The sequence below is a fragment of the Microvirga terricola genome (genome assembly GCF_011777495.1).
GTDB classification, from domain to species: Bacteria; Pseudomonadota; Alphaproteobacteria; order Rhizobiales; family Beijerinckiaceae; genus Microvirga; species Microvirga terricola.
Genome location: NZ_JAATJS010000003.1, coordinates 684,439 through 708,067 on the forward strand (window position 1 = coordinate 684,439; position 23,629 = coordinate 708,067).

Here is a 23,629-nt window from a genome sequence, read left to right on the forward strand (position 1 = left end):
ACGAGCGGCGACGGCCTAAGACGCCGCGCTGCGGACCTGAGTGAAAGCAAGTCCGAGAAGTTCCTGCATCTTGTCGCGGATCTGGTCGTCGGAAACGGCGACGCCGCCGATCTCGAAATCGGCGTGAATTCTGCTGACGATGGCCTCGTCCGTTGGTGAGGCGACAACGCTCTCCATTAGCCTTTCGGCATAGCGCGAAGCCGCTTCTCCAATCAGGCCCATCTGCTCGGCGGCCCACAGTCCAATCAGCTTGTCGCGCTTCGCGACGGCCTTGAACCGCGTCTCTTCCTCCTGAACGAACATCTGCTCGAAGCCGCGTTCGCGATCATTAAAAATCGTCATGACCTACTCCTGATGACGAGCCCGACGAGCTTCATGCAGAACCGCCGACTGGAAATTGAGGAACCGCAATGAACGGCCTCGGTCATATGGTAGCCGTGTCGGCTCGCATCTGATGAGGTGATGTCGCGATGACGCGTGGAATGAAGACGCCGAAAGACCAAAGCGCCCGTCAGGCTGAGAAGAAGTCCGGCGCCGACACGCGGCTCGATGAGGCTTTGGAGGAAACCTTCCCCGCCAGCGACCCCGTGGCGGTCGGCCATTCCGAGCACGCGGGAAGCCCGCCGAACCACAAATCCGCGCGCCGCAAGCGCCCGTGATCCGCTCAGGCCAGCACGACATCCGGCGGCGTGTAGTGTAGCCCCTGCGCCTCGGCTACCGGGCGGCAGGTGATCTTTCCGGAATAGATGTTGAGCCCTTTGCGCAGGTATTCGTCCTGCCGCAACGCATCGCGCCAGCCCTTGTTGGCAATGGCGAGTACGAAAGGCAGGGTGACGTTGTTGAGCGCAAACGTCGATGTCCGCGCGACGGCGCCGGGCATATTGGTCACGCAGTAATGCACCACATCGTCGACCACGTAGGTCGGCTCGGAATGCGTGGTCGGGCGCGAAGTCTCCGAGCAGCCCCCCTGGTCGATGGCGATATCGACAAGCACCGAGCCTGGCTTCATGGTCGAGACCATCTCGCGCGTCACGAGCTTCGGTGCGGCAGCACCCGGCACCAAAACGGCGCCGATCAGGAGATCGGCCCGCGCCACAACCTGTCTGAGCGCGTCACGGGTGGAAAAGAGCGTCCGCACCTGCGAGCCGAATTGAACGGCGATACGGCGAAGCGCCTCTGCCGAACGATCGACGACGGTGACGGTCGCACCCATGCCATGCGCGATTGTTGCCGCGTGGGTTCCCGACACGCCGCCGCCGAGGACGACCACTTCGGCTGCAGGCACGCCCGGAACGCCACCGAGCAGGATTCCGCGTCCACCTTCGGCCTTTTCGAGATAATGCGCTCCGACCTGCGGGGCGAGGCGGCCGGCCACCTCGGACATGGGCGTCAGCAGCGGAAGGGCTCCTGAGGGCGATGTCACGGTTTCATAGGCGATGCAGGTCGCGCCGCTTAGCAGAAGATCACGGGTTTGCTCCGGGTCCGGGGCAAGGTGGAGATAGGTGAACAGGATCTGGCCAGGCTTGAGCTTGCGGCGCTCCTCCGGAAGCGGCTCCTTCACCTTCACGATCAGCTCCGCCCGGTCGAAGATCGCGTCGGGGCCGTCCACGATTGTGGCGCCGGCTGCGTGATAGGCCTCATCCGGCAGTCCGGCGCCGAGCCCAGCGTCCTTCTCGATCAAGACGTCGTGCCCCTGTGCGACCAGTTCCGTGACCGACGAGGGGACCAGCCCGACGCGGTATTCGTGGTTCTTGATTTCCTTCGGTACGCCGATGCGCATTTGCCAACTCCTCGCCAGGCAGTCACTAGCTTGGCGATATAGAGCCAGTGCGCCGCTCGGCGAGGTGATCTCAAGCTGCCTTTGTCGCCGCCTTCCCGGTTTGGCGGAGCGCGGGAAACTCGTCCGCCGTCAGCGTCTCCTGCCGTAGAAGGCGCGCTGTTCCTTCCTCCAGGTCGCCCATGCGCGAGCGGAGAATATCGCAAGCCCTGTCAAAGGCTTGTGCGACGATGTTGCGGCACTCGATGTCGATCTCTCGCAAAGTTTCCTCGGACGCGTTCGGCTTATCAATCATATTTGTGCCGAGGAAGGATTGCGGTGGCGGGGCATAGGTGCGCTGGCCAGTGGTTTTCACCATGCCGTGCCGCGTCACCATCTCCATCGCAATTTCGGTTGCACGCTGCAGGTCGTCAGCGGCGCCGGTGGAGACGTCGCCCACGAAGATCAGTGACTCCGCCGCGCGACCGCCCATGAGAACCGCGATCCGGTTGCGCAGGTCGCTTTGGGCCAGAAGAAACCGGTCCTCCGTCGGGCGCTGAATGGTGTAGCCGAGAGCACCCACGCCGCGCGGGATGATCGACACCTTGAGCACCGGATCGACACCCGGCAGGCTCGCGGCGACGAGGGCGTGGCCCATCTCGTGATAGGCGACGCGCCGTCGCTCGGCATCGTTGAGAACGCGGCTCTTCTTTTCCAAACCGGCCACGATGCGCTCGATGGCGACGGTAAAGTCATCGAGCGTGACTTCCTCCGCCTTGCGCCTTGTCGCGACGATGGCGGCCTCGTTGACGAGGTTGGCGAGGTCCGCGCCGGTAAACCCCGTGGTGAGCCCCGCGACATCGTCCAGCGAAACGGTGGGGGCGAGGCGGATCTTGCGCGCATGCACCTGAAGGATTTCGACGCGCCCCGTCCGGTCGGGACGATCCATGAGAACCTGGCGGTCGAAGCGCCCCGGTCGGAGCAACGCCGGGTCAAGCACCTCGGGCCGGTTGGTCGCGGCGAGCAGGATAACGCCGCTGCTGGGGTCGAAGCCGTCCAGCTCCGCGAGGAGCTGGTTCAAGGTCTGCTCCTTCTCGTCAAATCCGCCGACGAGATTGCCTGCTGTGCGGCTGCGGCCGAGCGCATCCAATTCATCGATGAAGATGATGCAGGGGGCCGATTTTCGCGCCTGCTCGAACAGATCCCGCACGCGTGCCGCGCCGACGCCTACGAACATTTCCACGAATTCGGAGCCCGAAATCGAAAAGAAGGCCACGCCCGCTTCGCCCGCGACGGCGCGCGCCATCAAGGTTTTGCCGGTGCCGGGAGGGCCGACGAGCAGGATACCCTTTGGGGCGCGGGCACCGAGGCGGCCATAGGACTTCGGGTCCTTGAGAAAGTTCACGACTTCCTGCAATTCGAACTTGGCCTCGGTCGCCCCTGCGACGTCTGCGAAAGTCACCTTGGTATCCGTCTCTACATAGACCTTGGCTTTCGACTTCCCGATGGATAACAGGCCGCCAAAACCCTGCTTGTCGGCCATGCGGCTGAACAGAAATGTCCAGAGCAGGTAGAAGCCCAAAAGGGGCAATACCCATGACAGCACTGCCGCCAGCAATCCGCCGCTTGGCGCGCCTGTCACCTTCACGCCCTTCACCGAGAGCTTGTCAGCCAGTGCGGGATCGACCCGCGCGGCGGTGAACTGGCGGCGGCCATCCGGCAGCGCCTCTTTCAAAGTGCCGGTGATAGAGTCCTGGCCGATGGTCACGTCGGCGACCTTGCCCTCGGAAACCAGCTGCTCGAACTGGCTGTAGGGGATCGTTTCCACCTGCCTGTACGTGGTCCAGAACTGCTGGAGCACAATGACCGCCATGAACGCCGCGAAGATGGACCAGAGGGTCCATTGCTGTCGAGAGTCTGCATCCATCCCGCATTCTCCCCGTAACGCCGCGGAGGCGACGGTGTGACACCAAACGTTACTGCTTCACCATAACGGCTCGTGCCGCTTCGCGGTTGCGTCGGAGCGCTGCCGTTCAAGCCGACCCTCGGCTCACTCAAGGCTTGGAGACGGCCTGAGGGGAGCGATGCAGCGCCATCTCTTTCGGGACTGTGATGGCTCATCAAGAGGAGGTCACTGGGTGCACCTTGCCGGCGAGGTGCTTCGTGAACCAATTCGATGCCGCCGCGACGACCTGACCCAATGTCCCCGGCTCTTCGAAGAGATGTGTCGCTCCCGGCACGACGACGAGACTGGTTTCGCAGCGCAAGTGCCGTTGAGCGATGCGGTTCAACTCCAGCACCTGATAATCCTCGCCGCCGACGATCAGAAGCGTTGGCGCTCTCACACGCTCCAGCACCGGCCCCGCGAGATCGGGCCGCCCGCCGCGCGAGACGACGGCGGAGACAAGATCGGGTGCCTCGGCTGCCGCGACCAAGGCCGCTGCAGCGCCGGTGCTGGCGCCGAAGAGGCCGACCGGAAGAGCGTTCAGGGTAGGCTGGGTGATTGTCCAGTGCAGAGCCTCGACCACGCGTCCGCCCAGAAGGGGAATGTCGAAGACATTCCGGCGGTCCATGGCTTCGTCGTCCGTGAGAAGGTCGAACAGAAGCGTTGCGAGGCGGTGCTCATTCAGCTGCCTCGCAACCATTGTGTTGCGAGGGCTCAAGCGGCTCGATCCGCTGCCATGCGCGAACACGACGAGGCCGATAGAGTCGGAAGGGACCGTCACCGCTCCGGGCAGTCCCAACTTTCCGACGAGCAATTCCGTGACCGAATGCACCATCGCAAAACGGTATCTCCGCAGCCGGAGCCGGTTTTGATATTCGTCAACGGGTCGATGGCCGCCCGAAATGGCCGACCAGTTCCGCAAGAGCGATCACGGAGGGCTTCGCTTTTTCCAGGATCTGCGCATATCTTGCATGGGCCGGGAGGCCGTCGAGGAGGTGGTCGATGGCCATAAGCCTGAAGCGATAGCGATGCGGCCGGTCTCCGCGAGGCGGGCAAGGGCCACCATAACCGACGCCGCCGAAGTCGTTGGTTGCCTCCTGGAACACGCCTCCCTGGCGCGACCCAGCACCTTCGGCAAGACCGTCGAGATCAGTTGGGATGTTGAACGCAACCCAATGGGTGAACACGCCGCGCGGGGCGTCCGGATCATCGCAAATCAGGAGCAGCGACGCCGCCCCAGCAGGGACGCCTGTCCAAGCCAACGGGGGAGAAAGGTCATCACCCTCACAGGTGTAGCGTTGCGGGATTGGGCCGTTCTGGACGAAGGCCGGGCTTGTCAACGTCATTCCCATCGCCGGTTTCCTGCATCACCCGGACAGAACTACCATCGGAGCCCGGCGGACGGCTGACAATTGTCAACGGCTTCATGCGACGAGTTGCGACGAGCGAGAGGGTGTGATCTCTCGCGAAAATCCTTCTCTTGGAGACATCGTGTGGCCCTGCTCCCCATCGTCCGTTTTCCCGATCCGCGCCTGCGCCAGAAGGCCGAGCCTGTGACATCGTTCGACGAGGCGTTGCGTGTGCTGGCGCAGGATTTGCTGGAAACGATGCACGCTGCTCCCGGCGTCGGCATCACCGCGCCGCATGTGGGTATCCTCAAGCGTCTCGTGGTGATCCAGCTCGAGCAGGCAAGCGAGCCGCGCATTTATGTGAACCCTGAGGTCGCGTGGGCGTCGTCCGACACTATCCGGCACATGGAGGGCAGCGTGTCCATGCCGGGCGCGACGGAGGAGCTCGAACGGCCGGCCCGCGTCCGCGTGCGCTATGCCGACCTTGAGGGACGGGAGCACGAGGAGGAGACTGAGGGCTTCATGGCGGTCTGCCTTCAGCATGAGATCGACCAGCTCGACGGGATTTTCTGGATCGATCGGCTTTCAAGGCTCAAGCGTGACCGGGTCGTCAAACGCTTCGAGAAGCTGCAGCGCGCCCGGCCCTGAAATGCAAATGGCCGGGACAAGCCCGGCCATCGCTTCGATCATGAGGGGTGAGCCTCAGTTGAGGCGCGTGATGCGGTCCAGCTTCACCGGCTCAATCGGGCTGTTGCCAGCGAAGTAGGCGGCGAAGGCGTCGATATCGAACGGGCCGTAGAGCGGGTTCTTCGCCTGCTTGAGCACGGAGAAGCCGTCGCCACCATCAGCCAGGAAGTTGTTGATGGTGACGCGATAGCTCTCTTCCAGAACGATCGGCTTGCCGTTGAGCTTGATGCTCTCGGCCAGAACCCGGTCGCCGGCAGGGCGGGCGTTGTCCCAAGTATAGCTGAAGCCCTTCGACACGTGCAGGACGCGCGGCTTCGGCTGATTGGCCCATTGTTGCTCAAGCATCGTCTTGATCTGCGCGCCGGTCAGATCGACGGTGACGAGAGAGTTGGCGAAAGGTTGCACGGCGAAGAGGCCCGCATAGGTCACCTTGCCTTCGTCTTTCTTCAGAAGATCGGTGCGCACGCCGCCGGGATTCATGAAGGCGACGACGGCGCGTCCGTCACGCTCCGCAGCGGTGGCTGCAAGCTGGCTATCGGCGATCACGCTACCAAGCGTGGTTTCGCCTGCCGGGCTTTCCTCCTTGGTCAGCGAAGCGCCGATGATGCCGACCACCCGGTTCGCGAGCGGGGCCGCAAGCTTCTGATATTCCTCGATCAGCTTGGTCTGCTCGGGGTCCTTGGCATAGGTCTCGGTCGCAACGATCACGTTGTCGGCCTTGGCCTCGATCAGAGCGCGGGTCTTGCGGTCGATCTTGATGTCGATGTTGGTGACGATGCTGCCGAACTTGTCGCCGCTCGTGACCAGACGGCCATCGATCCGGCAGTTATAGGCCTTGTGCGTATGGCCGCTGATGACGAGGCCCACTGCCTTGTCGAGCTTCTTGACGATGTCGACGATGGGGCCGGAGATACCGGGGCACTCGTTGTAGTCACCGGTCGGGAAGCCGCCTTCGTGGATTAGCACGACGATGGTGCCGACGCCCCTGGCGCGGATTTCGGGAATGAGGGCGTTCACGGTTTCCGCCTCGTCCTGGAACTTCAGCCCTTCGACGCCCGACGGCATCACGATGCCGGGGGTGTCCTTGAGCGTCAGGCCGATGAAGGCGACCGGAATGCCTTCGAATTCCTTGATGTAGTAGGGCGGAAGGAGCGGCTTATTGGTGGCCGTGTCGATAGTGCTGGCTGCCAGGTACTTGTACTTGGCACCTGTGAACGGGCGCGGGCCGGCACAGCCGTCCTTCTGGTGGCAGCCTCCGTTCTGCATGCGGAGCAGCTCGACCTTGCCCTCGTCAAACTCGTGGTTACCGACGGCGGACGCCTCAAGGCCCATGAGCGACAGGGATTCCACAGTCGGCTCGTCATGGAAGAGCGCCGAGAGCAGGGGGCTCGCGCTGATCAGGTCGCCCGCCGCGACGAAGATCGAGTTCTTGTTGCCGCTCTGCAGTTGCTTGACGAGCGTCGCCATGGCCTCGGAGCCGCCGGCCGGGACCGAGATGGTCTTGGACGGGTCCTTCGGGTCGCGGATCTTGATGGTGCCGGGCGGCAGCAGATTGCCGTGGAAGTCGTTGATCGCCAGGATTTTGACGTCAAGCGCGTCCTGTGCGTAGGCGACCCCTGTCGCCCCGAAGAGGGCGAGCTGAGCGGCCATGGCCAGGGTGGAGAAACGTTTCATGGAAGTTCTGCCCTCTGGAAAAGATCGTCGTTAGCCTGTTACGGCGGCGCGGGTTAAGTCACCCGCGCGCCGCGCAAAATAGCCGCCGTTCGTTATCCGGCTCATTTTCTCGGCGGAGTGCCCGTTCGCTCAGCGCTCGGCGAAGGCTTTCTCGATAACGAAGTGCCCGGCCTCACCGTGGTTGCCTTCCACGAAACCCCGCTCATCGAGCATGGTGCGGAGTTCCTGGATCATCTGCGGGCTGCCGCACAGCATGACCCGGTCGGATTCGCGGTCGAGCGAGGGGAGGCCGATGTCCTCGAAAAGCTTGTTCGTGGAAATCAGGTCCGTGATCCGTCCGCGATTGCGGAAGGGCTCGCGCGTGACAGTGGGGTAATAAATCAGCTTTTGGCGGATTTCCTCGCCCAAGAACTCGTCTTCGGGCAAGATCTTCGTGATGGTCTCGCCATAGGCGAGCTCATCGACCTGACGGCATCCGTGGACGAGGACGACCTTCTCAAAGCGCTCATAGGTCTCGGGGTCGCGGATGATGCTCATGAAGGGGGCGAGGCCCGTGCCGGTACCGAGGAGGTAGAGGTTTCGTCCCGGCAGGAGGTTGTCGAGAACGAGTGTCCCCGTCGCCTTGCGGCTGACGATGATGGGGTCGCCTTCCTTCATGTGCTGAAGCCGCGAGGTGAGGGGGCCGTCTGGCACCTTGATGCTGAAGAATTCCAGCTTTTCCTCGTAGTTCGGGCTCACGACGCTGTAGGCTCGCAGCAGCGGCTTTCCGTCGACCGGGATGCCGATCATCGTGAACTGGCCATTCTTGAAGCGGAAAGACGGGTTCCGGGTCGTGGTGAAGCTGAACAGCGTGTCGGTCCAGTGATGGATGCTCAAGACGCGTTCTTCGTTCAGATTGCTCATGCCTTCGGTCCGTCCTCGAAAGTGTTCAAAAAGTCCCGTCTCAAGGACGAAACTCCTTTGTCGGCCTGCTGTGCCGCTCGCATGCCCATTTATCTCCGCGATTTCTGAGCAGAAGGTCAGGCCGCAGGCATCAATTCCTTGCCTTGCCGCTTTGCGTGGCTCTCATACCACAAGGTACGAAAGATCAAACAGCCAGATAAGCGTCGCGGATGCCGGGATTGGCTTCGAGCTCGGCCATCGTGCCGCTGAAGCGGATGCGGCCCTTCTCGATGATAGAGGCGCGATCCGAAATTTTTCGGGCGAAATGCAGGTTCTGCTCCGAGAGGAGGACGCTCAGGCCCTCCCGCTTCATGGCGAGAACGACCTCGGCCATTTCCTCGACGATCTTAGGGGCTAACCCCTCCGAAGGCTCGTCGAGGAGGAGGAGGGAGGGGTTTCCCATCAAGGTTCGGCCAATGGTGAGCATCTGCTGCTCGCCCCCGCTCATACGCCCGCCAAGCCTACCGCGCATCTCGCCGAGGTTTGGGAAGAGGGAGAAGACCTTGTCCCGCGTCCAGGCCGGCGCTCCCTTACGGGGTGGCTGGCGGCCGACCATGAGGTTTTCCTCCACGGTCAATTCAGTGAAAATCCGGCGGTCCTCCGGCACATAGCCGAGGCCAAGCCTTGCGATCTCATGGGTCTGGAGGGTCGAGATATCTCTTCCCTCGAAGACGATGCGGCCTGTTCTCTGCGGCACGAGCCCCATGATCGAGCGCAGGGTCGTCGATTTTCCCGCCCCGTTGCGCCCCAGAAGCGCGACAACCTCGCCGGCGCCGACGTCGAGCGCGACATCGGATAGGATGTGAGCCGGGCCATAGAAGCTATCGAGCTGCGAGACGCTGAGCTTCATCAGGTCGCCCCGCCGAGATAGGTGGCCTTGACCCTGGCGTCGTTCCGCACCTGCTGCGGCACGCCTTGAGCGATCAGTTCGCCCCGGTTCAGCACCATGATCCGGTCCGCATGGGCAAACACCACGTCCATGTCATGTTCGGTGAAAAGCACACCAAGGCCTCGCTCGCGGGCGATGCGAGCCGTCAGGTTCATGAGGTCTGCACGTTCCTTTGGCGCCATTCCAGCGGTCGGCTCGTCCATGAGAAGTAACTTCGGCTCGTTCGCCAGCGCCACGGCGAGTTCAAGTCGCTTCAGGTCGCCATAGGCGAGTTCCCCGCAAGCGCGCTCGGCCTGATGGCCCATGCCGACCAGATCGAGGAGCGCATCGGCCCGCCCGACGTGGAAACGGCCCGCGAAGCCGCGCGGAACGAAAAGCTCGCGATGGTGGGAGAGCAGGGCGACCTGCATATTTTCGCGCACGGTCATGGAATTGAAAGTCGCCGTGATCTGAAAGGTGCGCCCGACACCTAAGCGCCAGATGGCGCGCGGGCTGAGACCAGTCGTATTTCGGCCCGCAATGCGGATGACGCCTCGATCTGGTCGGATCTGGCCATTGAGCATGTTGAAACAGGTGCTCTTGCCCGCACCGTTCGGGCCGATGAGGGCGAGGATCTTGCCGGTTTCAAGCGCGAACGAGACATCTCGGACAGCATGAACGCCGCCGTAGGACTTGGTGAGACCCTCGACTTCAAGGAGCGCCGTCATTCTGCGGCCTCCGCGACGGCGGCGGCTTTCGCGCGCGGCCTTCGGGCCCGCATGTCCTCGATGAAGCCGACGATGCCTTTCGGAAAAGCGACGACCAAGGTCACGATGACGCCGCCGAGTACCAGTTTGGAGAATTCCGCCTGGCTGACGAGCCAAATGGCGAGCGCCTTATAAACAATGGCCCCGGCGACCGCGCCGGACACCGTCTCGACGCCGCCGAGCAGCACCATGACGAGACCATCAATCGAAAGCGGGATCGCGAGGTTTTCGGGAAAGACGCTGCCTTTCAGGAACGCGAAGAGCGCTCCCGCGATGCCGGCGAAGGTGCCTGCAACGATGAATGCTGTCCACTGGACCCGCTTGCGGTCGATGCCGATGGCCTCCGCGCGCAGATCGGAATCCCGCGCCGCGCGCATGGCATAGCCGAAGGGCGAGAAGGCGAGGGCGCGTAGCGCTGCAATGCCGGTCGCGGTGATGGCAAGAACGAGCCAATAAAATCGCTCGGGATTTGCGGCCCAAGCCGAAGGCCAGACGCCCAGAATGCCGTTGTCGCCGCCCGTCCCTTCCACCCATTGGAAAGCGACCGACCAGGTGATCTGCGCGAAGGCCAGCGTCAGCATGGCGAAATAGACGCCGGAGAGCCGGACGCAGAACCAGCCGAAAACGACCGCGCCCGCAAGGCCGAGAAGCGGCCCGACAAGAAGCGCCACTTCCATCGGCAGGCCTGCACTTTTAGCGACGAACGCCGCGCCATAGGCGCCGAGCCCGAAATAGGCGGCATGGCCGAACGAGGAGAGGCCGCCGACCGTCATGAGAAAGCCGAGGCTCGCGGCAAACAGGGTGAAGACCAAAATCTCCGCCGCGACGGTGAGCGCATAAGCACCATCGACCAGAGGCAGCAGCGCCGCGACCAGCGCGGCGAGAGCGGCAGCGATACGCTCAGTGCGCGTAAAGGGCTTCCAGGGGCGGATGGTCAGGCCGAGGGTCTGACGAGGCTGGCCTTCGGCGCGGCCAAACAATCCCCACGGCCGAAAAACGAGGATCGCGGCCATAACGAGGAAGACGAGAACGAGCGATATTTTAGGTAGGATCAGGATGCCGAAGGCATTGAGTTCGGAGACGATGACCGCCGCGATGAACGCGCCGAACACGCTGCCGAGGCCGCCGATGACCACCACCACGAACGCCTCGACGATGATGCGCAGGTCCATGGCGTGGCTCACCGCATCGCGCGGAATCTGCAACGCCCCACCGAGCCCGGCGAGAAAGACGCCGAGCGCAAAAACGCTGGTGAACAGCCATTTCTGATTGACGCCCAGCGCCGCGACCATGTCCCGATCCTGCGTCGCCGCGCGGACCAGCACACCCCAGCGAGTGCGGCGAAAGAGGAGCCACAGAAGCCCAAGGACGGTGGGGCCGAGAACGATCAGAAACAGGTCGTAGCGCGGCACCAGCTGGCCGAAGATTTCGATCGCACCCTTAAGGCCGGGCGCGCGCGGACCCACAAGATCCTCCGGCCCCCAGATCATGACCACGAGGTCCTGCACCATCAGTGTCAGGCCGAAGGTGGCCAGCAACTGAAAAAGCTCGGGCGCGCGATAGATCCGCCGCAGCAGCATAATTTCGACGATGACGCCGATGGCGGCAATAGCGAGCGCGGCGGTCAAAAGACCGCCCCAGAAGCCGAGCGGCCCGGAAAGCCGCTCGGTCAGGGTGTAAGCTAGGTAGGCGCCGAGCATGTAGAAGGCGCCGTGCGCGAAGTTCACGATCCGCGTCACGCCGAAGATGATCGACAGGCCTGACGCGACGAGAAACAGCGAAGCTGCACTCGCAAGGCCGGTTAGAAACTGGACGGCGAGAAATTCCACGGAGGGTTATTCCGCAGGCCGCAGCTTCTTCACCTCGTCGTCGCTGGGCAAGTACTTGGCGCCGCTGCGATAACCGAAATCGACCATCACGCCCTTGCCATCCTTGACCGCCGTCTTGCCGACGAAGGCTCCGAGCGTCGATTGGTGGTCGCTCTTGCGGAAGGCGATTTTTCCGAAGGGCGAGTCGAGTTCGATCCCTTCCGCCGCTTCGATCATCTTGTCCGTGTCGGTCGAGCTCGCCTTGGCCAGGATCGCCGCGACCGATTTCATCGTGGCGTAGCCGACAATCGAACCGAGGCGCGGATAATCGTTGAACTTGGCCTGATAGGCCTTGAGGAAAGCGTCGTGTTCCGGTGCCTTGATGGCGTACCAGGGATAGCCGGTCACGGTCCAACCCTCCGGCGTCTCGTCCTTCAGCGGGTCGAGATATTCGGGCTCGCCGGTCAGGAAGCTCACGACCGCGCGGTCTTTGAACAGGCCGCGCGTATTGCCTTCGCGCGCCAGCTTGACGAGGTCGGGGCCGAACGTGACGTTCAGGATCGCTTCGGGCTTCGACGCGGCGATGGCCTGCACCACCGCCCCGGCGTCGATTTTGCCCTGCGGCGGCCATTGCTCCGCCACCCATTCGATATCCGGGCGCTTGGCCGAGAGAAGTTGCTTGAACACCGTCACGGCGGATTGGCCGTATTCGTAGTTCGGCGCGATGGTGGCCCAGCGCTTGGCGGGCAGCTTGGCGGCTTCTTCGGCCAGCATCGCCGCCTGCATGTAGTTCGAGGGGCGCAGACGGAAGGTATAGCGGTTGCCCTGTGACCAGGTCATAGCGTCGGTGAGGGGCTCCGCCGCCATGAAGAAAACTTTCTTCTGCTTGGCGAAATCCGAAACGGCGAGGCCAATATTGGAAAAAAAGGTGCCGGTGAGGAGCGCAACGCCCTCCCGCGAAACCAGCTCATTGGCGGCGGTGACGGCATCCGCAGGCTTGCCGGCGTCGTCCTTCGAGATCACGACAATTTTCTTGCCGCCGATGCCGCCGGCCGCGTTGACTTCGTCAACCGCGAGCTGCCAGCCCTTGCGATAGGGCTCGGTGAAGGCTGGAATACCGGAATAGCTATTGATTTCGCCGATCTTGATCTCGTTCTGCGCCAGGGCAGCCGTTCCCGCGCCCATCACGGCGAGGAAGGCGAGGGACGCCGACAACCGAAACCCCATCTTCATGACCTGCTCACTTTTCATCTGACCGGCAACAGCGCCCCTCCATACCGCCAAAGGCCGCCGCAAACAAACGCTGTCTCGCATTTCCCCTGGCCCTGTTCGATCCCGCCTCCACATTGAGCGTTGAAGGATGGAGGCGAGCGAGGAGGTTCAAAAGATGCTTTCCAGCGATACCGACATTTTGGGGCAGGCCGAGGCGTGGAGGCGCGCCGGGAAGGGCGTGGCGCTCGCCACCGTTATCGAAACCTGGGGGTCAGCTCCCCGTCCGGTCGGCAGCCAGTTGGTCGTTGATGCGGACGCCCATTTCCTCGGTTCCGTCTCCGGTGGCTGTGTGGAGGGGGACGTCATCACCGAGGCCATCGACGTGATCGGCGACGGGAGGCCCCGCCTGCTGGAATTCGGTGTCGCGGATGAAACCGCCTGGCGGGCCGGCTTGTCCTGCGGCGGGCGCATCAGGATCTATCTCGAGCGCTTGGATTAGCCCGTATGAAGCTTGACCTCCTGTCCGAACTCAATGTGGAACGGTCTGCCCGTCGCGGCGCGGTGGTGGTGACTGATATCGAAACCGGCGCGCAGCGCCTCGTGCGCGGCGAGGGCCTGAAAGGCGATCCTCTCGCGGAAGAGTTGAGGGAGTATCTGGGCCTTGGCAAAAGCGGTTTAATCGAAAGGGAGGGGCATCATTTCTTCCTGAACGTCCAAACGCCGCCCGTCAGGGCCGTGATCGTTGGCGCCGTGCATGTCAGCCAGGTGCTCGCGCCTCTCATGCGCAACCTCGATCTCGACGTGACGATCATCGACCCGCGCGCGGCTTTCGCGACGCCCGAACGTTTTCCCGATGTGCCGGTCGTGATCGAATGGCCCGACAAAGTGCTGCCTGCACTTGGACTCGATGCCTACACCGCGCTGGCGGTGCTGACCCACGATCCGCGCATTGACGATCCGGCCCTGATCGCCGCATTGCGGGCCGACTGCTTCTACATTGGGGCGCTCGGCTCGCGGAAGACACATGAACGGCGGGTCGAACGATTTAAGGAGGCGGGGTTCAGCGAAGCAGATATCGCTCGCATTCATGCGCCGATCGGGCTCGATATCGGAGCCGCATCGCCCGGCGAGATCGCAGTGTCGATCCTCGCGGAGATGATCGCAACTTTGCGAAAAGATCGGAGGCGAACAGCATGAGTGGCGTTGCCGCTCTCATCCTCGCCGCAGGACAGGGGAGCCGCTTCGGCACGGAGCCGAAGCTTTTGGCACACTTTCGCGGAAAACCCCTCATTCGCCATGTCGTGGAGGCGGTCATGGGATCGTCCGCACGGCCGGTGATCGTGGTGACAGGCTACAGGGCGCGAGAGGTTGAACGAACCGTTTCCGGGTTAGAGGTCGGCATTGTGCGCAACCCGTCCTTTTCCGAAGGTCTTTCGACTTCCCTGAAAACCGGGTTCGCGGCCCTGCCGCCGGAGGTTCAAGGCGTCATTATTCTTCTTGGCGACATGCCGCTTATCACCACCGGCCTTATCAACGTGTTGATCGCCGCCTGGAGCGAGGAAAGACCCTATGCGCTGGTTCCGACGTTCAACGGAAGACGCGGCAATCCCGTCGTGCTCTCGCGTGAAATCGGGATGATGGTCGGCTCACTTTCTGGAGACACAGGTGCTTCTCTCATCTTGCGCGGAAGAAGCGACGTGCTGGAATGGCCGGTCGATGACCCCGCCATTCTGGAGGATATCGACACGCCGGATATGCTACAGGAAGCCGCAATGCTGAAGTAGCGGTCTCTATTTCAGCTTGTCGATCATCGCTATTGCTGCTGCCGGGTTGCGTACCTTGAAGCCGCTGATGACATACATGAAAACATCATGCGGGCCGGTCTTGCCCTTGTGCGGGGTAACGATCTCCAGCCCGTCGGGCACGCCGCCGGCGGCCCAAACCTGCGCTCGTTCCGCCCAAAGCGCGATAGCTTTCTTGGAGTAGCCAGTCTCTTCGCTCTCAGACGTGCCCATAAGGCGCGCGTAGACGAAGGGCGCCGTGATGTCGGCGATCTGCGGATGCTCGCTGTCCGCCGCAACCACGATGGCAACGCCATGATCGCGTGCGAGGGCAATGAAATCGGGCGTGCGGAAGCTATCATGGCGCACTTCGACGGCGTGGCGGATCGTTCGACCCTCGACGCTTTTCGGCAAGAGTTTCAAAAAGCCTTCGAAATCCTGAGGATCGAACTTTTTCGTCGGCATGAACTGCCAGTTGATCGGGCCGAGCTTGTCTTTCAGCTCCATGACGCCGCTGGAAAAGAAACGCTCAATGGATTCGCCCGCCTCCGACAGAACCCGCCGGTTGGTGGTGAAGCGCGGACCTTTGAGCGCGAACACGAAATCGTCTGGCGTTTCGGCATGCCACTTGGCGAAGCTTTCCGGCTTCTGCGAGCCGTAATAGGTGCCGTTGATCTCGATGGAGGTCAGCTTGCTGCTGGCGTATTCCAACTCCCGTTTCTGCGTCAGGCCCTCGGGATAGAAGGTCCCCCGCCAGGGCTCATAGGTCCATCCGCCGATCCCGATATGGATTTTCGGCTTTGCGTCCTGCGGCATGTCTCAAGTCTCTCGGATTCGGGTTGCTGGCGTCGCTGCCCATAAGTAGTGCGCTTCAACGATAAAGCATCCCGTTTCCTGCTCTCAAGGCGGAGTCCTGCGTTTTCACATGGTCGCGCCGACCTGCCAGGGCACGAACTCGGCATCGCCGTAGCCCATCTCTTCCGACTTCGTGCGCTGTCCCGAAGCCATCTTGAGGATGGCCTCGAAGATTTCGCGGCTCTTTTCCTCAATCGAGACGCCGTCGAGAATGTCGCCGCAGTTGATGTCCATGTCGTCGAGCATGCGGCGGTAGATTTCGCTGTTGGTGGCGAGCTTGATCGAAGGCGTCGGCTTGCAGCCATAGGCCGAGCCGCGTCCGGTCGTGAAGCACAGAACATTCGCCCCCCCGGCCACCTGGCCCGTGGCTGAAGCCGGGTCGTAGCCGGGCGTGTCCATGAACACGAACCCCTTCGCCGTGACGGGCTCTGCATAATGATAGACGCCGTTCAGGACCGTCGTGCCGCCCTTTGCGGCCGCTCCGAGCGACTTCTCCAGAATGGTGGTGAGCCCGCCCGCCTTGTTGCCGGGGGAGGGGTTGTTGTTCATCTCGGCCTTGTTGCGGGCGGTGTAGTCCTCCCACCACCGGATCAATCCGATCAGCTTTTCTCCGATTTCGGGTGTCGCGGCGCGGCGCGTCAGGAGGTGCTCGGCCCCGTAGATCTCCGGCGTTTCGGACAGGATTGCGGTGCCGCCATTATGGACCAGAAGGTCGACTGCCGCGCCCAGGGCCGGGTTGGCCGTGATGCCGGAATAGCCATCCGACCCACCGCATTGCAGCGCCAGCATCAGTTCGGAAGCCGGTACGGTTTCACGTGTCGCGCGGTTGGCGATGGGGAGCATGTCGCGCACCGCTGCAACACCGGCGGCGACGGTCTTCTTCGTGCCGCCGATGTCCTGAATGGTCATCGAGCGGAAGGTGTCACTCTCTTCGAGATTGTAGAGTTCCTTCCAGCGGCCAATCTGAAATGCTTCGCAACCCAGGCCGACCATTAGTACGCCGGCCATGTTCGGGTTGGCGGCGTAGCCCCATTGGGTGCGCTTGAGGATGTCGTAACCCTCGCCCTTGGTATCCATGGCGCAGCCGGTGCCGTGAACGAGCGGGATGACGCCGTCGACATGGGGATAGTCGGCCAGAATCCCCGATCGCTCGATCTCCTTCGCGATGAAGCGGGCGACGGAGGCCGAGCAGTTCACGCTGGTGAGGATGGCGAGATAATTCCGCGTCCCGACCCTGCCGTTGGCGCGACGATAGCCTTCGAAGGTCGCACGCGCTTCCACTGGCAGGATGGCTTCGGGGCGAGCATCTTCCGCGAAGCGGTAGTCGCGGCTGAATTCGTGCATGGCGACGTTGTGCTCATGCAGCCAATCGCCCGGCAAAACCTGTTGTGATGCAAAACCGATGATCTGCCCGAACTTGAGAACGGGCTCGCCTTGCCGGATGGCGGCAATCGCCATCTTGTGCCCGCGCGGTACCCTCTGGCGGGCCGTGACGCCGTGCACGGAGGCTCCGACCTCGATGGGCTCGACCGCCACGACGAGATTGTCCCGGTCATGGAGGCGCACGGTGCGCGGCGTCAGGGCAGGCTTGTCCAACATGGCGATATCCTACGCGCCAACCGCAATCATTTACGCAATCAGCGCAGCGGGCGAGGCTTCGGGTTCCAATTCAAAAAGATCGGGATACTGAGCGGCAAGCTCCGGCAGAGACCGCAGGATCTCGCTCAAGTGCTGGCGCATGGCCTGTTCTGCTGCGATGGGATCGCCCGCCTTGATCGCGTCCACGATCAGCACGTGCTGCGCTACTACAATGTGACGCGGCGTGGCCTGCGTCATGTCGAGAAAACGCACGCGATCCATCTGCGGCTTAACATCCTCGATCATCTGCCACGCGGCAGGGCGGCCTGCAGCTTCCGCCAAAAGGCGATGGAACTCTTCGTCGAGCGCCAGAAACTCCTCGGTCGTCTTCGAGCGTTGGGCGCGCTTCTGCCGGGTCAGGCTCGCGTTCAATTCCGCCAGCATGGCGGGGCTGGCTTTCAACGCCGCTTCGCGGACGACCGCCGTCTCCACCGCCTCGCGAATGAAGCGCGCATCTTCGACGCCCGCGCGGGAGATCTTTACAACCTGGGTCCCGCGCTGGGGTAAAACGCGCACGAGGCCGGCTTCGCTCAACTTGATCAGGGCCTCGCGGACCGGGGAACGGCTGACTCCGAACCGCCGCGCCAAGTCCTGCTCCGACAGCATTTCCCCCGGCGACAGCTGCATCGTCACGATGGCGTTGCGGAGCGCCCGCGTGACTTGTCGGGCCATCGGCTCCCGGTTGATTTCCAGCTTCGTAAGGGTTCTATCGTTCATAAGTAGAACACTACCATACTAGTAGACCATTGCAAAGGAGCGCCGCTCGCTCTAAGCTTCCCTACCGTAGGCGCTCTGAACCGGTCCCAAAAACAAGCCGGTATGACGCCTCAAGGGAGTAACGCCATGCTGATCCACCCGGACCGGCTGTTTCCTGCCGAGCCATCGACCCGCGCCGTTGCGCGGCGGCTCTATGAAGCTGTCCGGGATCTGCCGATTGTTTCACCGCATGGCCACACGGATCCGCGCTGGTATGCGCAGAACGAGGCGTTCCCCGATCCCGCGACGCTGCTGGTCATTCCCGACCATTACATTTTTCGAATGCTCTACAGCCAGGGCGTGAGGCTGGAGGACCTCGGCGTCCCGACGAAGGACGGGAGCGCCATGGAGCGCGATCCGCGCAAAATCTGGCGCCGCTTCGCCGCGCACTATCATCTCTTTCGCGGCACGCCGACCCGCTCCTGGTTCGATCATACTTTCGCGACGCTGTTCGGCTTCACTGAACGCCTGTCGCCCAAAACCGCCGACGATTATTTCGACCGGATCGACGCTGCGCTGCGGACGCCCGAGTTTCGCCCACGGGCCTTGTTCGACCGCTTCGGCATTGAAGTCATCGCGACGACGGAGAGCCCGCTCGATCCGCTGGCGCATCATGAAACGGTGAGGCAATCGGGCTGGAACGGGCGCATCATCACCGCCTATCGGCCCGATCCCGTGATCGATCCCGATTTCGAAGGCTTCCCGCAGAACCTCGTTCGCTTCGGCGAAATCGCGGGCTGCGATACGCTCACCTGGGACGGATACCTTGAGGCGCACCGCAAGCGCCGCGCGTTCTTTCGCGGCTATGGCGCGACCTCCACCGATCACGGTCATCCCACCGCACGGACGGCCGATCTGCCGCGTGCAGAGGTCGAAGCTTTGTTCCGCAAGGTTTCGACAGGCGCTGTCAGCGCGGAGGAGGCTGAGCTCTTCCGCGCCCAGATGCTCACCGAAATGGCGGCCATGAGCGTCGAAGACGGGATGGTGATGCAGATTCACCCCGGCTCCTTCCGCAACCACAACAACGCACTCTTTGCCCGTTTCGGGCGCGACATGGGTGCGGATATTCCCTCGCAGACGGATTACGTCCGCGCGTTGAAGCCGCTGCTAGATCGGTTCGGCAACGATCCCAATCTGTCCGTCATCGTCTTCACCCTCGACGAGGCGAGCTATTCGCGCGAACTCGCGCCGCTCGCGGGGCACTATCCGGCTCTGAAGCTCGGCCCCGCCTGGTGGTTCTTCGATGCGCCGGAGGGCATGCGCCGGTTCCGCGAACTCACCACTGAAACTGCCGGTTTCTACAACACGGTCGGTTTCAATGACGACACGCGGGCCTATCTCTCCATTCCAGCACGTCATGACGTGGCCCGCCGAGTGGACTGCGCCTATCTCGCCGAACTCGTGGCCAGCCATCGCCTCGTTGAGGATGAGGCGCACGAGGTGGCTCACGACCTCGCCTATCGCCTCGCCAAAGAGGCCTACAAGCTGTGACGCCGGACAGGGCCCAACAAAGGGCCGTGCCGCACAGAACGGGAGGAAGATGATGAATAACTTGATCACCAGACGGACTTTCGTCGGCGGTGTCGCCGGCGCTGCGGGCGTGGCGGCCTTCGGCGGCCAGAGCTTCGCGCAATTGGCGCTGCCGAAGGAGCCGGTCGCACTCAACGTCATCGACGTCGCGGGCAACCTCGCGCTGACGCAGAAGGCCATCGAGAATTACCGCAAGGCGAAGCCGAACCTTGTGTCGCGCATCACCTTCACTAAGGCTCCGGCCCCTGAGCTCGCGGGCAAGATCAAGGCGCAGCAGGATGCGGGCCGCGTCGATATCGACCTCGTTCTGACCGGCACGGACGCGCTCTCCGCCGGTATCGATCAGAAGCTGTGGGTGGAGCTGCTGCCGACCCATGCGGGGGCGCTGCCGAAACTCGATGACATCTATCTCCCCGCCGCCGCGAAGATGCAGACGCTGGCAAAGGGGCAGGGCGTCGTCGTGACATATTATCCGTCCGGCCCGCTCCTTGAGTACATGCCAAACAAGGTGCAGACCCCGCCGACCACGGCGGAGGAACTGCTCGCCTGGGCGAAGGCCAATCCGAACCGGCTGATCTACGCTCGCCCGGCGAACTCCGGCCCAGGCCGCACCTTCATCATGGGCCTGCCCTACATCCTCGGTGACAGCAACCCGCAGGATCCCGCGAAGGGTTGGGACAAGACCTGGGCGTACCTGAAGGAACTCGGCCAGTACATCGAGTACTACCCGTCCGGCACCGGCGCAGTGATGAAGGAACTCGGCGAAGGTTCGCGCGACATGACCGTCTCGACGACCGGCTGGGACATCAACCCGCGCGTTCTCGGCGTTGTGCCGAAGGAGGCGAAGGTCGCGGCCCTCAAAGGCTTCCACTGGGTAGCGGACGCTCACTACATGTGTGTGCCGAAGGGCCTGTCGAACGAAAAGCTCGCCGTGCTAATCGACCTAATGAACTTCCTCCTCACCAAGGAGCAGCAGGCCTACACCTACGACGAGGGCTATTTCTATCCGGGCCCGGCCGTGAAGGGCGTGACCCTCGACATGGCTCCTGCCGAGAGCCAGGCCGCGATCAAGGAATTCGGACGCCCCGAATACGAGAAGCTGATCGCCGAAAACCCGATCGAGCTGCCGCTTCAGCCCGACCAGATGGTCGTCGCCTTCCGCATCTGGGATGAGCAGGTCGGCGGATCGAAGCGTAAGTAAAGTGAAGGACCCGCGATGACGATTGCCTTGTCACAGTTCAACGAGGTCCGGCTCGACAATGTCAGCCGCGATTTCGGCGCCCTCAACGCGCTGCGCAATGTCAACCTGACCATCAGACGGCGCGAGTTCATCGCACTGCTTGGTCCGTCCGGCTGCGGCAAGTCGACGACGCTGAACTGCATCGCGGGTCTTCTGCCCGTCACGGGCGGCGCGATCTGGCTCGACAAGAGCCGGGTCGATACCTTGAAGCCGGAGGAGCGCGGGTTCGGAATGGTTTTCCAGAACTATGCGCTCTTCCCGCACATGAACCTGCGCCAGAATATCGGCTTCGGCCTGAAGATGCGCGGCAAGACGAAGGCGGAAATCGACCGCAAGGTGGATGAGGCGCTGCGCCTTGTGCGTCTGCAGGGACAGGAGCACAAGCTTCCCGGCCAACTCTCCGGCGGTCAGCAGCAGCGCGTGGCGATTGCCCGCGCCATCGTGATCGAGCCGCCGCTCGTGCTGATGGACGAGCCACTCTCCAATCTCGACGCGAAGCTGCGCTTGGAAATGCGTGCCGAGATCCGCCGCATTCACAATGAGCTTGGGGCGACGACGATCTACGTGACGCACGATCAGGACGAAGCTCTGTCGCTTGCGGACCGGATCGTGGTTCTGCGCGACGGTGTGGTCCGCCAGGTCGGCACGCCGAAGGAGCTTTATGAAGCCCCCGCCCATCTCGACGTCGCGGACTTCATGGGCTTCCGTAACAAGCTCAAGGGAAGCGTCGTTTCACATGACAATGGCCGCGCGGTCGTCGATGTGGAAGGTGCGAAGATCAGCGGCGTCGCACGCGAGAAGCTGGCGGTCGGTGCGGTGGCCTTTGCGGCGATCCGCTCCGATGATCTCGTGGCCGGAGAGCCGGGGCCGAATGCGCTCGCGGTCACGGTCGACACTATCGAATATCGCGGACGCGAGTTCGTCGGTACGGCCCGCTCGCGCGGCGGACTGGATTTCGTATTCCGGTCTCACGTCGCCGTCGAGCCCGGAGCCGCCGTCCACCTGCGGGCCGCGGATGAGCGCGTTCTCGTTTTCGCCGAACCCGCCTAGGGGAGGGGAGGATGCATCAGACCGTCGCGCCCTCTATCATTCAAGGCCCCAGCCTGCGGCAACGGCTGGCGGCTCGCGGCTTCGACGCGGTGACGCTGTTGGTCGTGCCCGCCGCGGTCTTCAGCCTGTGCCTGTTCGTCTATCCCTTCGCCTTCGGCCTCATTCTCTCCTTCGAGCCGAAAAGCGGCGGCTGGCTTTCGAACTACGTTCGGTTCTTCTCGGATTCGTTTCTTTACGACACGATCGGCAAGACTCTCTGGCTTGCGGTTCCGGTGACGCTTCTCAATCTGGTTCTCGCGGTGCCGATTGCCTTTCGCGTTCGGCTCATGCGCCATCAGCGGCTTTTGACCACGATCCTCGTTCTGCCGATCACGCTCGGCACGGTGCTGGTCGCGGAAGGTCTGCTGAACTATCTCGGCCCGCAGGGATGGTTCAACCGGACCCTGATGACCTTCGGCCTGATCTCGCAACCCCTGAAGCTCGTGCACAATTACTGGGGCGTCTTTGCCTCGCTCGTCATCACCGGCTTTCCCTTCACCTTCCTTCTGACCCTGTCCTATGTCACCGGCATTGATCCGGCCCTGGAGCAGGCGGCCGCGACGCTGGGAGCGAGTGCATGGCAGCGCTTCCGTCACGTTTATCTGCCCCTGTTGATGCCGGGTTTTGCGATCACGTTCTGCCTCTCTTTCGTGCAGGCGTTTTCCGTCTTCCCGTCGGCGGTGCTCCTGGGTGCTCCCGCGGGACCAACCCGCGTCATTTCGATTGCGGCCTATCAGGCGGCGTTCGAGGAATATGATTACTCGATGGCCTCGGCCATCGCGATGATCATGGGCTTCGTGCAGCTTGCCATCGTCGTTGCGGTTCTGGCCTCGCGCGGCCTGTTCTACCGCGGCCCCGCCAGCGGCGCGAAAGGATAAGCCGATGATCCGCGATACCACTCTCGGCGCGAAGCTCTGGGCGGCAGCCATCTGGACGCTTGTCGGCTTCTTCGTCCTCAACCTCTTCGCCATGATCGGTACGGTCGTGACGAGTTCGTTCGCCACCCGTTGGCTCGGCACATGGCTGCCTATCGGCTGGACGACGCGCTGGTATGATTCAGCCTGGAGCGAATTCCAGCTTGGCGATGTTCTGCTCGTCACTTTCCAAGTGGTCGGAGCGGTCGTCCTGATCTCCGGCCTGCTCGGCGTCACGGCGGCCTATGCGCTTGCTCGCCGGGAATTCGCCGGCAAGCGGCTGCTCGTGCTGCTGTTCCTGCTGCCGCTTCTCATTCCCCCGATCACCTTCGGCATTCCGCTCGCGACAGTTCTCTACCGGACCGGTCTTGCGGGCACGTTCTGGGGTGTCGTCGTCGCCAACCTCGTGCCGACCGTGCCTTTCGTCATCCTGGTCATGATCCCCTTCATCGAGCAGGTCGATCCGAAGATCGAGGCGGCGGCGCGGGTTTTCGGGGCGAACACGTTCAAGCTCTTCGTCCATGTCCTGATGCCCCTGCTCCTGCCGGGTATTCTGGCGGCTCTGCTTCTGGTCCTGGTGCGCACCATCGCCATGTTCGAGCTGACCTTCCTGGTGGCCGGGCCGACGAGCCAGACGCTTGTCGTTGCGCTCTACTATGCGGTGTTTGCCGCGGGCGTTCGGGCTGTGCAGTCCATCGACGCCATGGCGGTGATCTATATGGTGACGACGCTTGTCTGGCTCATCATCGCTCTGCGCTTCGTCAACCCGACGCAGATCGTGACCCGCGCCAAGCAGCAGCCGGCCCATTGAGGACGTG

The 23,629-nt window shown here is 62.8% G+C and carries 24 protein-coding genes; 10 read left to right on the forward strand and 14 right to left on the reverse strand.

The annotated features are described in order from the left end of the window. Nucleotides 1–15: 15 nt before the first annotated feature. Nucleotides 16–342, reverse strand: a complete 327-nt coding sequence (locus HB375_RS11640; RefSeq protein ID WP_167673136.1) for a DUF1476 domain-containing protein — start codon at nucleotides 340–342, stop codon at nucleotides 16–18. Between the two features lie 140 nt (nucleotides 343–482). On the opposite strand from HB375_RS11640, the gene HB375_RS11645 reads away from it, so the two are divergent. Continuing rightward, nucleotides 483–659: a hypothetical protein gene (locus HB375_RS11645; RefSeq protein WP_167673137.1), complete on the forward strand. Its 177-nt coding sequence runs from the start codon at nucleotides 483–485 to the stop codon at nucleotides 657–659. A gap of 5 nt (nucleotides 660–664) precedes the next feature. On the opposite strand, the gene ald is transcribed toward HB375_RS11645, so the two are convergent. From ald to HB375_RS11665, 4 genes are all read right to left on the reverse strand, one after another. Further along, complete coding sequence (gene ald / locus HB375_RS11650) at nucleotides 665–1,780, reverse strand: alanine dehydrogenase (protein WP_167673138.1); 1,116 nt, start codon at nucleotides 1,778–1,780, stop codon at nucleotides 665–667. 70 nt (nucleotides 1,781–1,850) lie between these two features. Continuing rightward, on the reverse strand, nucleotides 1,851–3,683 hold the full coding sequence (gene ftsH, locus HB375_RS11655) for an ATP-dependent zinc metalloprotease FtsH (RefSeq protein ID WP_167673139.1): 1,833 nt from the start codon (nucleotides 3,681–3,683) through the stop codon (nucleotides 1,851–1,853). A gap of 193 nt (nucleotides 3,684–3,876) precedes the next feature. After that, a complete protein-coding gene (locus tag HB375_RS11660; protein WP_167673140.1) occupies nucleotides 3,877–4,536 on the reverse strand; it encodes a dienelactone hydrolase family protein in 660 nt (219 codons plus the stop codon). A 43-nt stretch (nucleotides 4,537–4,579) separates the two neighbouring features. Beyond that, complete coding sequence (locus tag HB375_RS11665) at nucleotides 4,580–5,053, reverse strand: YbhB/YbcL family Raf kinase inhibitor-like protein (RefSeq protein ID WP_167673141.1); 474 nt, start codon at nucleotides 5,051–5,053, stop codon at nucleotides 4,580–4,582. A 141-nt stretch (nucleotides 5,054–5,194) separates the two neighbouring features. Between HB375_RS11665 and HB375_RS11670 the strand changes: the two genes are divergently transcribed. Further along, entirely contained in the window at nucleotides 5,195–5,698 is a 504-nt protein-coding gene (locus HB375_RS11670) for a peptide deformylase (protein WP_167673142.1), read from the forward strand. Between the two features lie 54 nt (nucleotides 5,699–5,752). Here the strand turns inward: HB375_RS11670 and HB375_RS11675 are convergent, their stop codons facing one another. The 6 genes from HB375_RS11675 to HB375_RS11700 all read right to left on the reverse strand — a co-directional run bounded on the left by HB375_RS11675 (nucleotide 5,753) and on the right by HB375_RS11700 (nucleotide 13,029). Continuing rightward, nucleotides 5,753–7,411 (reverse strand): bifunctional metallophosphatase/5'-nucleotidase, encoded by a 1,659-nt coding sequence (locus tag HB375_RS11675; protein ID WP_167673143.1) that lies wholly within the window; start codon nucleotides 7,409–7,411, stop codon nucleotides 5,753–5,755. Nucleotides 7,412–7,540: 129 nt separating this feature from the next. Then, the gene (locus tag HB375_RS11680) at nucleotides 7,541–8,314 is read right to left on the reverse strand and encodes a ferredoxin--NADP reductase (protein ID WP_167673144.1); all 774 of its coding nucleotides are present in this window, start codon (nucleotides 8,312–8,314) and stop codon (nucleotides 7,541–7,543) included. Nucleotides 8,315–8,498: 184 nt separating this feature from the next. Next, on the reverse strand, nucleotides 8,499–9,203 hold the full coding sequence (locus tag HB375_RS11685) for an ABC transporter ATP-binding protein (protein WP_167673145.1): 705 nt from the start codon (nucleotides 9,201–9,203) through the stop codon (nucleotides 8,499–8,501). Then, nucleotides 9,203–9,949, reverse strand: coding sequence for an ABC transporter ATP-binding protein (locus tag HB375_RS11690; protein ID WP_167673146.1), 747 nt, complete (start codon nucleotides 9,947–9,949; stop codon nucleotides 9,203–9,205). Before HB375_RS11690 ends, HB375_RS11685 begins: the two co-directional genes overlap by 1 nt. Next, nucleotides 9,946–11,817 (reverse strand): ABC transporter permease subunit, encoded by a 1,872-nt coding sequence (locus HB375_RS11695; protein ID WP_167673147.1) that lies wholly within the window; start codon nucleotides 11,815–11,817, stop codon nucleotides 9,946–9,948. The genes HB375_RS11690 and HB375_RS11695 overlap by 4 nt, the downstream gene beginning before the upstream one ends. A 6-nt stretch (nucleotides 11,818–11,823) precedes the next feature. Next, on the reverse strand, nucleotides 11,824–13,029 hold the full coding sequence (locus HB375_RS11700; RefSeq protein ID WP_167673148.1) for an ABC transporter substrate-binding protein: 1,206 nt from the start codon (nucleotides 13,027–13,029) through the stop codon (nucleotides 11,824–11,826). A 154-nt stretch (nucleotides 13,030–13,183) separates the two neighbouring features. Here HB375_RS11700 and HB375_RS11705 point away from each other — a divergent pair, with 154 nt between their 5' ends. Genes HB375_RS11705 through HB375_RS11715 form a run of 3 tightly spaced genes read left to right on the forward strand, consistent with a single transcriptional unit; the run spans nucleotide 13,184 to nucleotide 14,792 of the window. Then, nucleotides 13,184–13,507, forward strand: coding sequence for an XdhC family protein (locus HB375_RS11705; protein ID WP_167673149.1), 324 nt, complete (start codon nucleotides 13,184–13,186; stop codon nucleotides 13,505–13,507). Between the two features lie 5 nt (nucleotides 13,508–13,512). Beyond that, on the forward strand, nucleotides 13,513–14,205 hold the full coding sequence (locus HB375_RS11710; RefSeq protein ID WP_167673150.1) for an XdhC family protein: 693 nt from the start codon (nucleotides 13,513–13,515) through the stop codon (nucleotides 14,203–14,205). Further along, nucleotides 14,202–14,792 (forward strand): nucleotidyltransferase family protein, encoded by a 591-nt coding sequence (locus tag HB375_RS11715; RefSeq protein WP_167673151.1) that lies wholly within the window; start codon nucleotides 14,202–14,204, stop codon nucleotides 14,790–14,792. The genes HB375_RS11710 and HB375_RS11715 overlap by 4 nt, the downstream gene beginning before the upstream one ends. A 6-nt stretch (nucleotides 14,793–14,798) precedes the next feature. On the opposite strand, the gene HB375_RS11720 is transcribed toward HB375_RS11715, so the two are convergent. The 3 genes from HB375_RS11720 to HB375_RS11730 form a co-directional block, all read right to left on the reverse strand. Further along, the gene (locus tag HB375_RS11720; RefSeq protein WP_167673152.1) at nucleotides 14,799–15,605 is read right to left on the reverse strand and encodes a DUF72 domain-containing protein; all 807 of its coding nucleotides are present in this window, start codon (nucleotides 15,603–15,605) and stop codon (nucleotides 14,799–14,801) included. Nucleotides 15,606–15,710: 105 nt separating this feature from the next. Beyond that, nucleotides 15,711–17,243 (reverse strand): UxaA family hydrolase, encoded by a 1,533-nt coding sequence (locus HB375_RS11725; protein ID WP_167673153.1) that lies wholly within the window; start codon nucleotides 17,241–17,243, stop codon nucleotides 15,711–15,713. Nucleotides 17,244–17,273: 30 nt separating this feature from the next. Next, nucleotides 17,274–17,954 carry a GntR family transcriptional regulator gene (locus HB375_RS11730; protein WP_246728447.1) on the reverse strand — a complete coding sequence of 227 codons (681 nt, stop codon included), beginning with the start codon at nucleotides 17,952–17,954 and terminating at the stop codon, nucleotides 17,274–17,276. Between the two features lie 171 nt (nucleotides 17,955–18,125). Here HB375_RS11730 and uxaC point away from each other — a divergent pair, with 171 nt between their 5' ends. The 5 genes from uxaC to HB375_RS11755 are packed head-to-tail and all read left to right on the forward strand — an operon-like array spanning nucleotide 18,126 to nucleotide 23,622. Next, complete coding sequence (gene uxaC, locus HB375_RS11735; RefSeq protein ID WP_167673155.1) at nucleotides 18,126–19,529, forward strand: glucuronate isomerase; 1,404 nt, start codon at nucleotides 18,126–18,128, stop codon at nucleotides 19,527–19,529. 52 nt (nucleotides 19,530–19,581) lie between these two features. Beyond that, complete coding sequence (locus tag HB375_RS11740; protein ID WP_167673156.1) at nucleotides 19,582–20,769, forward strand: ABC transporter substrate-binding protein; 1,188 nt, start codon at nucleotides 19,582–19,584, stop codon at nucleotides 20,767–20,769. 15 nt (nucleotides 20,770–20,784) lie between these two features. After that, entirely contained in the window at nucleotides 20,785–21,858 is a 1,074-nt protein-coding gene (locus HB375_RS11745) for an ABC transporter ATP-binding protein (RefSeq protein WP_167673157.1), read from the forward strand. A gap of 11 nt (nucleotides 21,859–21,869) precedes the next feature. Continuing rightward, the gene (locus tag HB375_RS11750; RefSeq protein WP_167673158.1) at nucleotides 21,870–22,775 is read left to right on the forward strand and encodes an ABC transporter permease; all 906 of its coding nucleotides are present in this window, start codon (nucleotides 21,870–21,872) and stop codon (nucleotides 22,773–22,775) included. 4 nt (nucleotides 22,776–22,779) lie between these two features. After that, a complete protein-coding gene (locus HB375_RS11755; protein WP_167673159.1) occupies nucleotides 22,780–23,622 on the forward strand; it encodes an ABC transporter permease in 843 nt (280 codons plus the stop codon). Nucleotides 23,623–23,629: the final 7 nt, after the last annotated feature.

Coding starts and splice junctions, on each gene's coding strand:
- HB375_RS11640 (WP_167673136.1), bottom strand. CDS start 342: ATGACGATTTTTAATGATCGCGAACGCGGCTTCGAGCAGATGTTCGTT.
- HB375_RS11645 (WP_167673137.1), top strand. CDS start 483: ATGAAGACGCCGAAAGACCAAAGCGCCCGTCAGGCTGAGAAGAAGTCC.
- ald (WP_167673138.1), bottom strand. CDS start 1,780: ATGCGCATCGGCGTACCGAAGGAAATCAAGAACCACGAATACCGCGTC.
- ftsH (WP_167673139.1), bottom strand. CDS start 3,683: ATGGATGCAGACTCTCGACAGCAATGGACCCTCTGGTCCATCTTCGCG.
- HB375_RS11660 (WP_167673140.1), bottom strand. CDS start 4,536: ATGGTGCATTCGGTCACGGAATTGCTCGTCGGAAAGTTGGGACTGCCC.
- HB375_RS11665 (WP_167673141.1), bottom strand. CDS start 5,053: ATGGGAATGACGTTGACAAGCCCGGCCTTCGTCCAGAACGGCCCAATC.
- HB375_RS11675 (WP_167673143.1), bottom strand. CDS start 7,411: ATGAAACGTTTCTCCACCCTGGCCATGGCCGCTCAGCTCGCCCTCTTC.
- HB375_RS11680 (WP_167673144.1), bottom strand. CDS start 8,314: ATGAGCAATCTGAACGAAGAACGCGTCTTGAGCATCCATCACTGGACC.
- HB375_RS11685 (WP_167673145.1), bottom strand. CDS start 9,203: ATGAAGCTCAGCGTCTCGCAGCTCGATAGCTTCTATGGCCCGGCTCAC.
- HB375_RS11690 (WP_167673146.1), bottom strand. CDS start 9,949: ATGACGGCGCTCCTTGAAGTCGAGGGTCTCACCAAGTCCTACGGCGGC.
- HB375_RS11700 (WP_167673148.1), bottom strand. CDS start 13,029: ATGAAGATGGGGTTTCGGTTGTCGGCGTCCCTCGCCTTCCTCGCCGTG.
- HB375_RS11705 (WP_167673149.1), top strand. CDS start 13,184: ATGCTTTCCAGCGATACCGACATTTTGGGGCAGGCCGAGGCGTGGAGG.
- HB375_RS11710 (WP_167673150.1), top strand. CDS start 13,513: ATGAAGCTTGACCTCCTGTCCGAACTCAATGTGGAACGGTCTGCCCGT.
- HB375_RS11715 (WP_167673151.1), top strand. CDS start 14,202: ATGAGTGGCGTTGCCGCTCTCATCCTCGCCGCAGGACAGGGGAGCCGC.
- HB375_RS11720 (WP_167673152.1), bottom strand. CDS start 15,605: ATGCCGCAGGACGCAAAGCCGAAAATCCATATCGGGATCGGCGGATGG.
- HB375_RS11725 (WP_167673153.1), bottom strand. CDS start 17,243: ATGTTGGACAAGCCTGCCCTGACGCCGCGCACCGTGCGCCTCCATGAC.
- HB375_RS11730 (WP_246728447.1), bottom strand. CDS start 17,954: ATGGCCCGACAAGTCACGCGGGCGCTCCGCAACGCCATCGTGACGATG.
- uxaC (WP_167673155.1), top strand. CDS start 18,126: ATGCTGATCCACCCGGACCGGCTGTTTCCTGCCGAGCCATCGACCCGC.
- HB375_RS11740 (WP_167673156.1), top strand. CDS start 19,582: ATGAATAACTTGATCACCAGACGGACTTTCGTCGGCGGTGTCGCCGGC.
- HB375_RS11745 (WP_167673157.1), top strand. CDS start 20,785: ATGACGATTGCCTTGTCACAGTTCAACGAGGTCCGGCTCGACAATGTC.
- HB375_RS11750 (WP_167673158.1), top strand. CDS start 21,870: ATGCATCAGACCGTCGCGCCCTCTATCATTCAAGGCCCCAGCCTGCGG.
- HB375_RS11755 (WP_167673159.1), top strand. CDS start 22,780: ATGATCCGCGATACCACTCTCGGCGCGAAGCTCTGGGCGGCAGCCATC.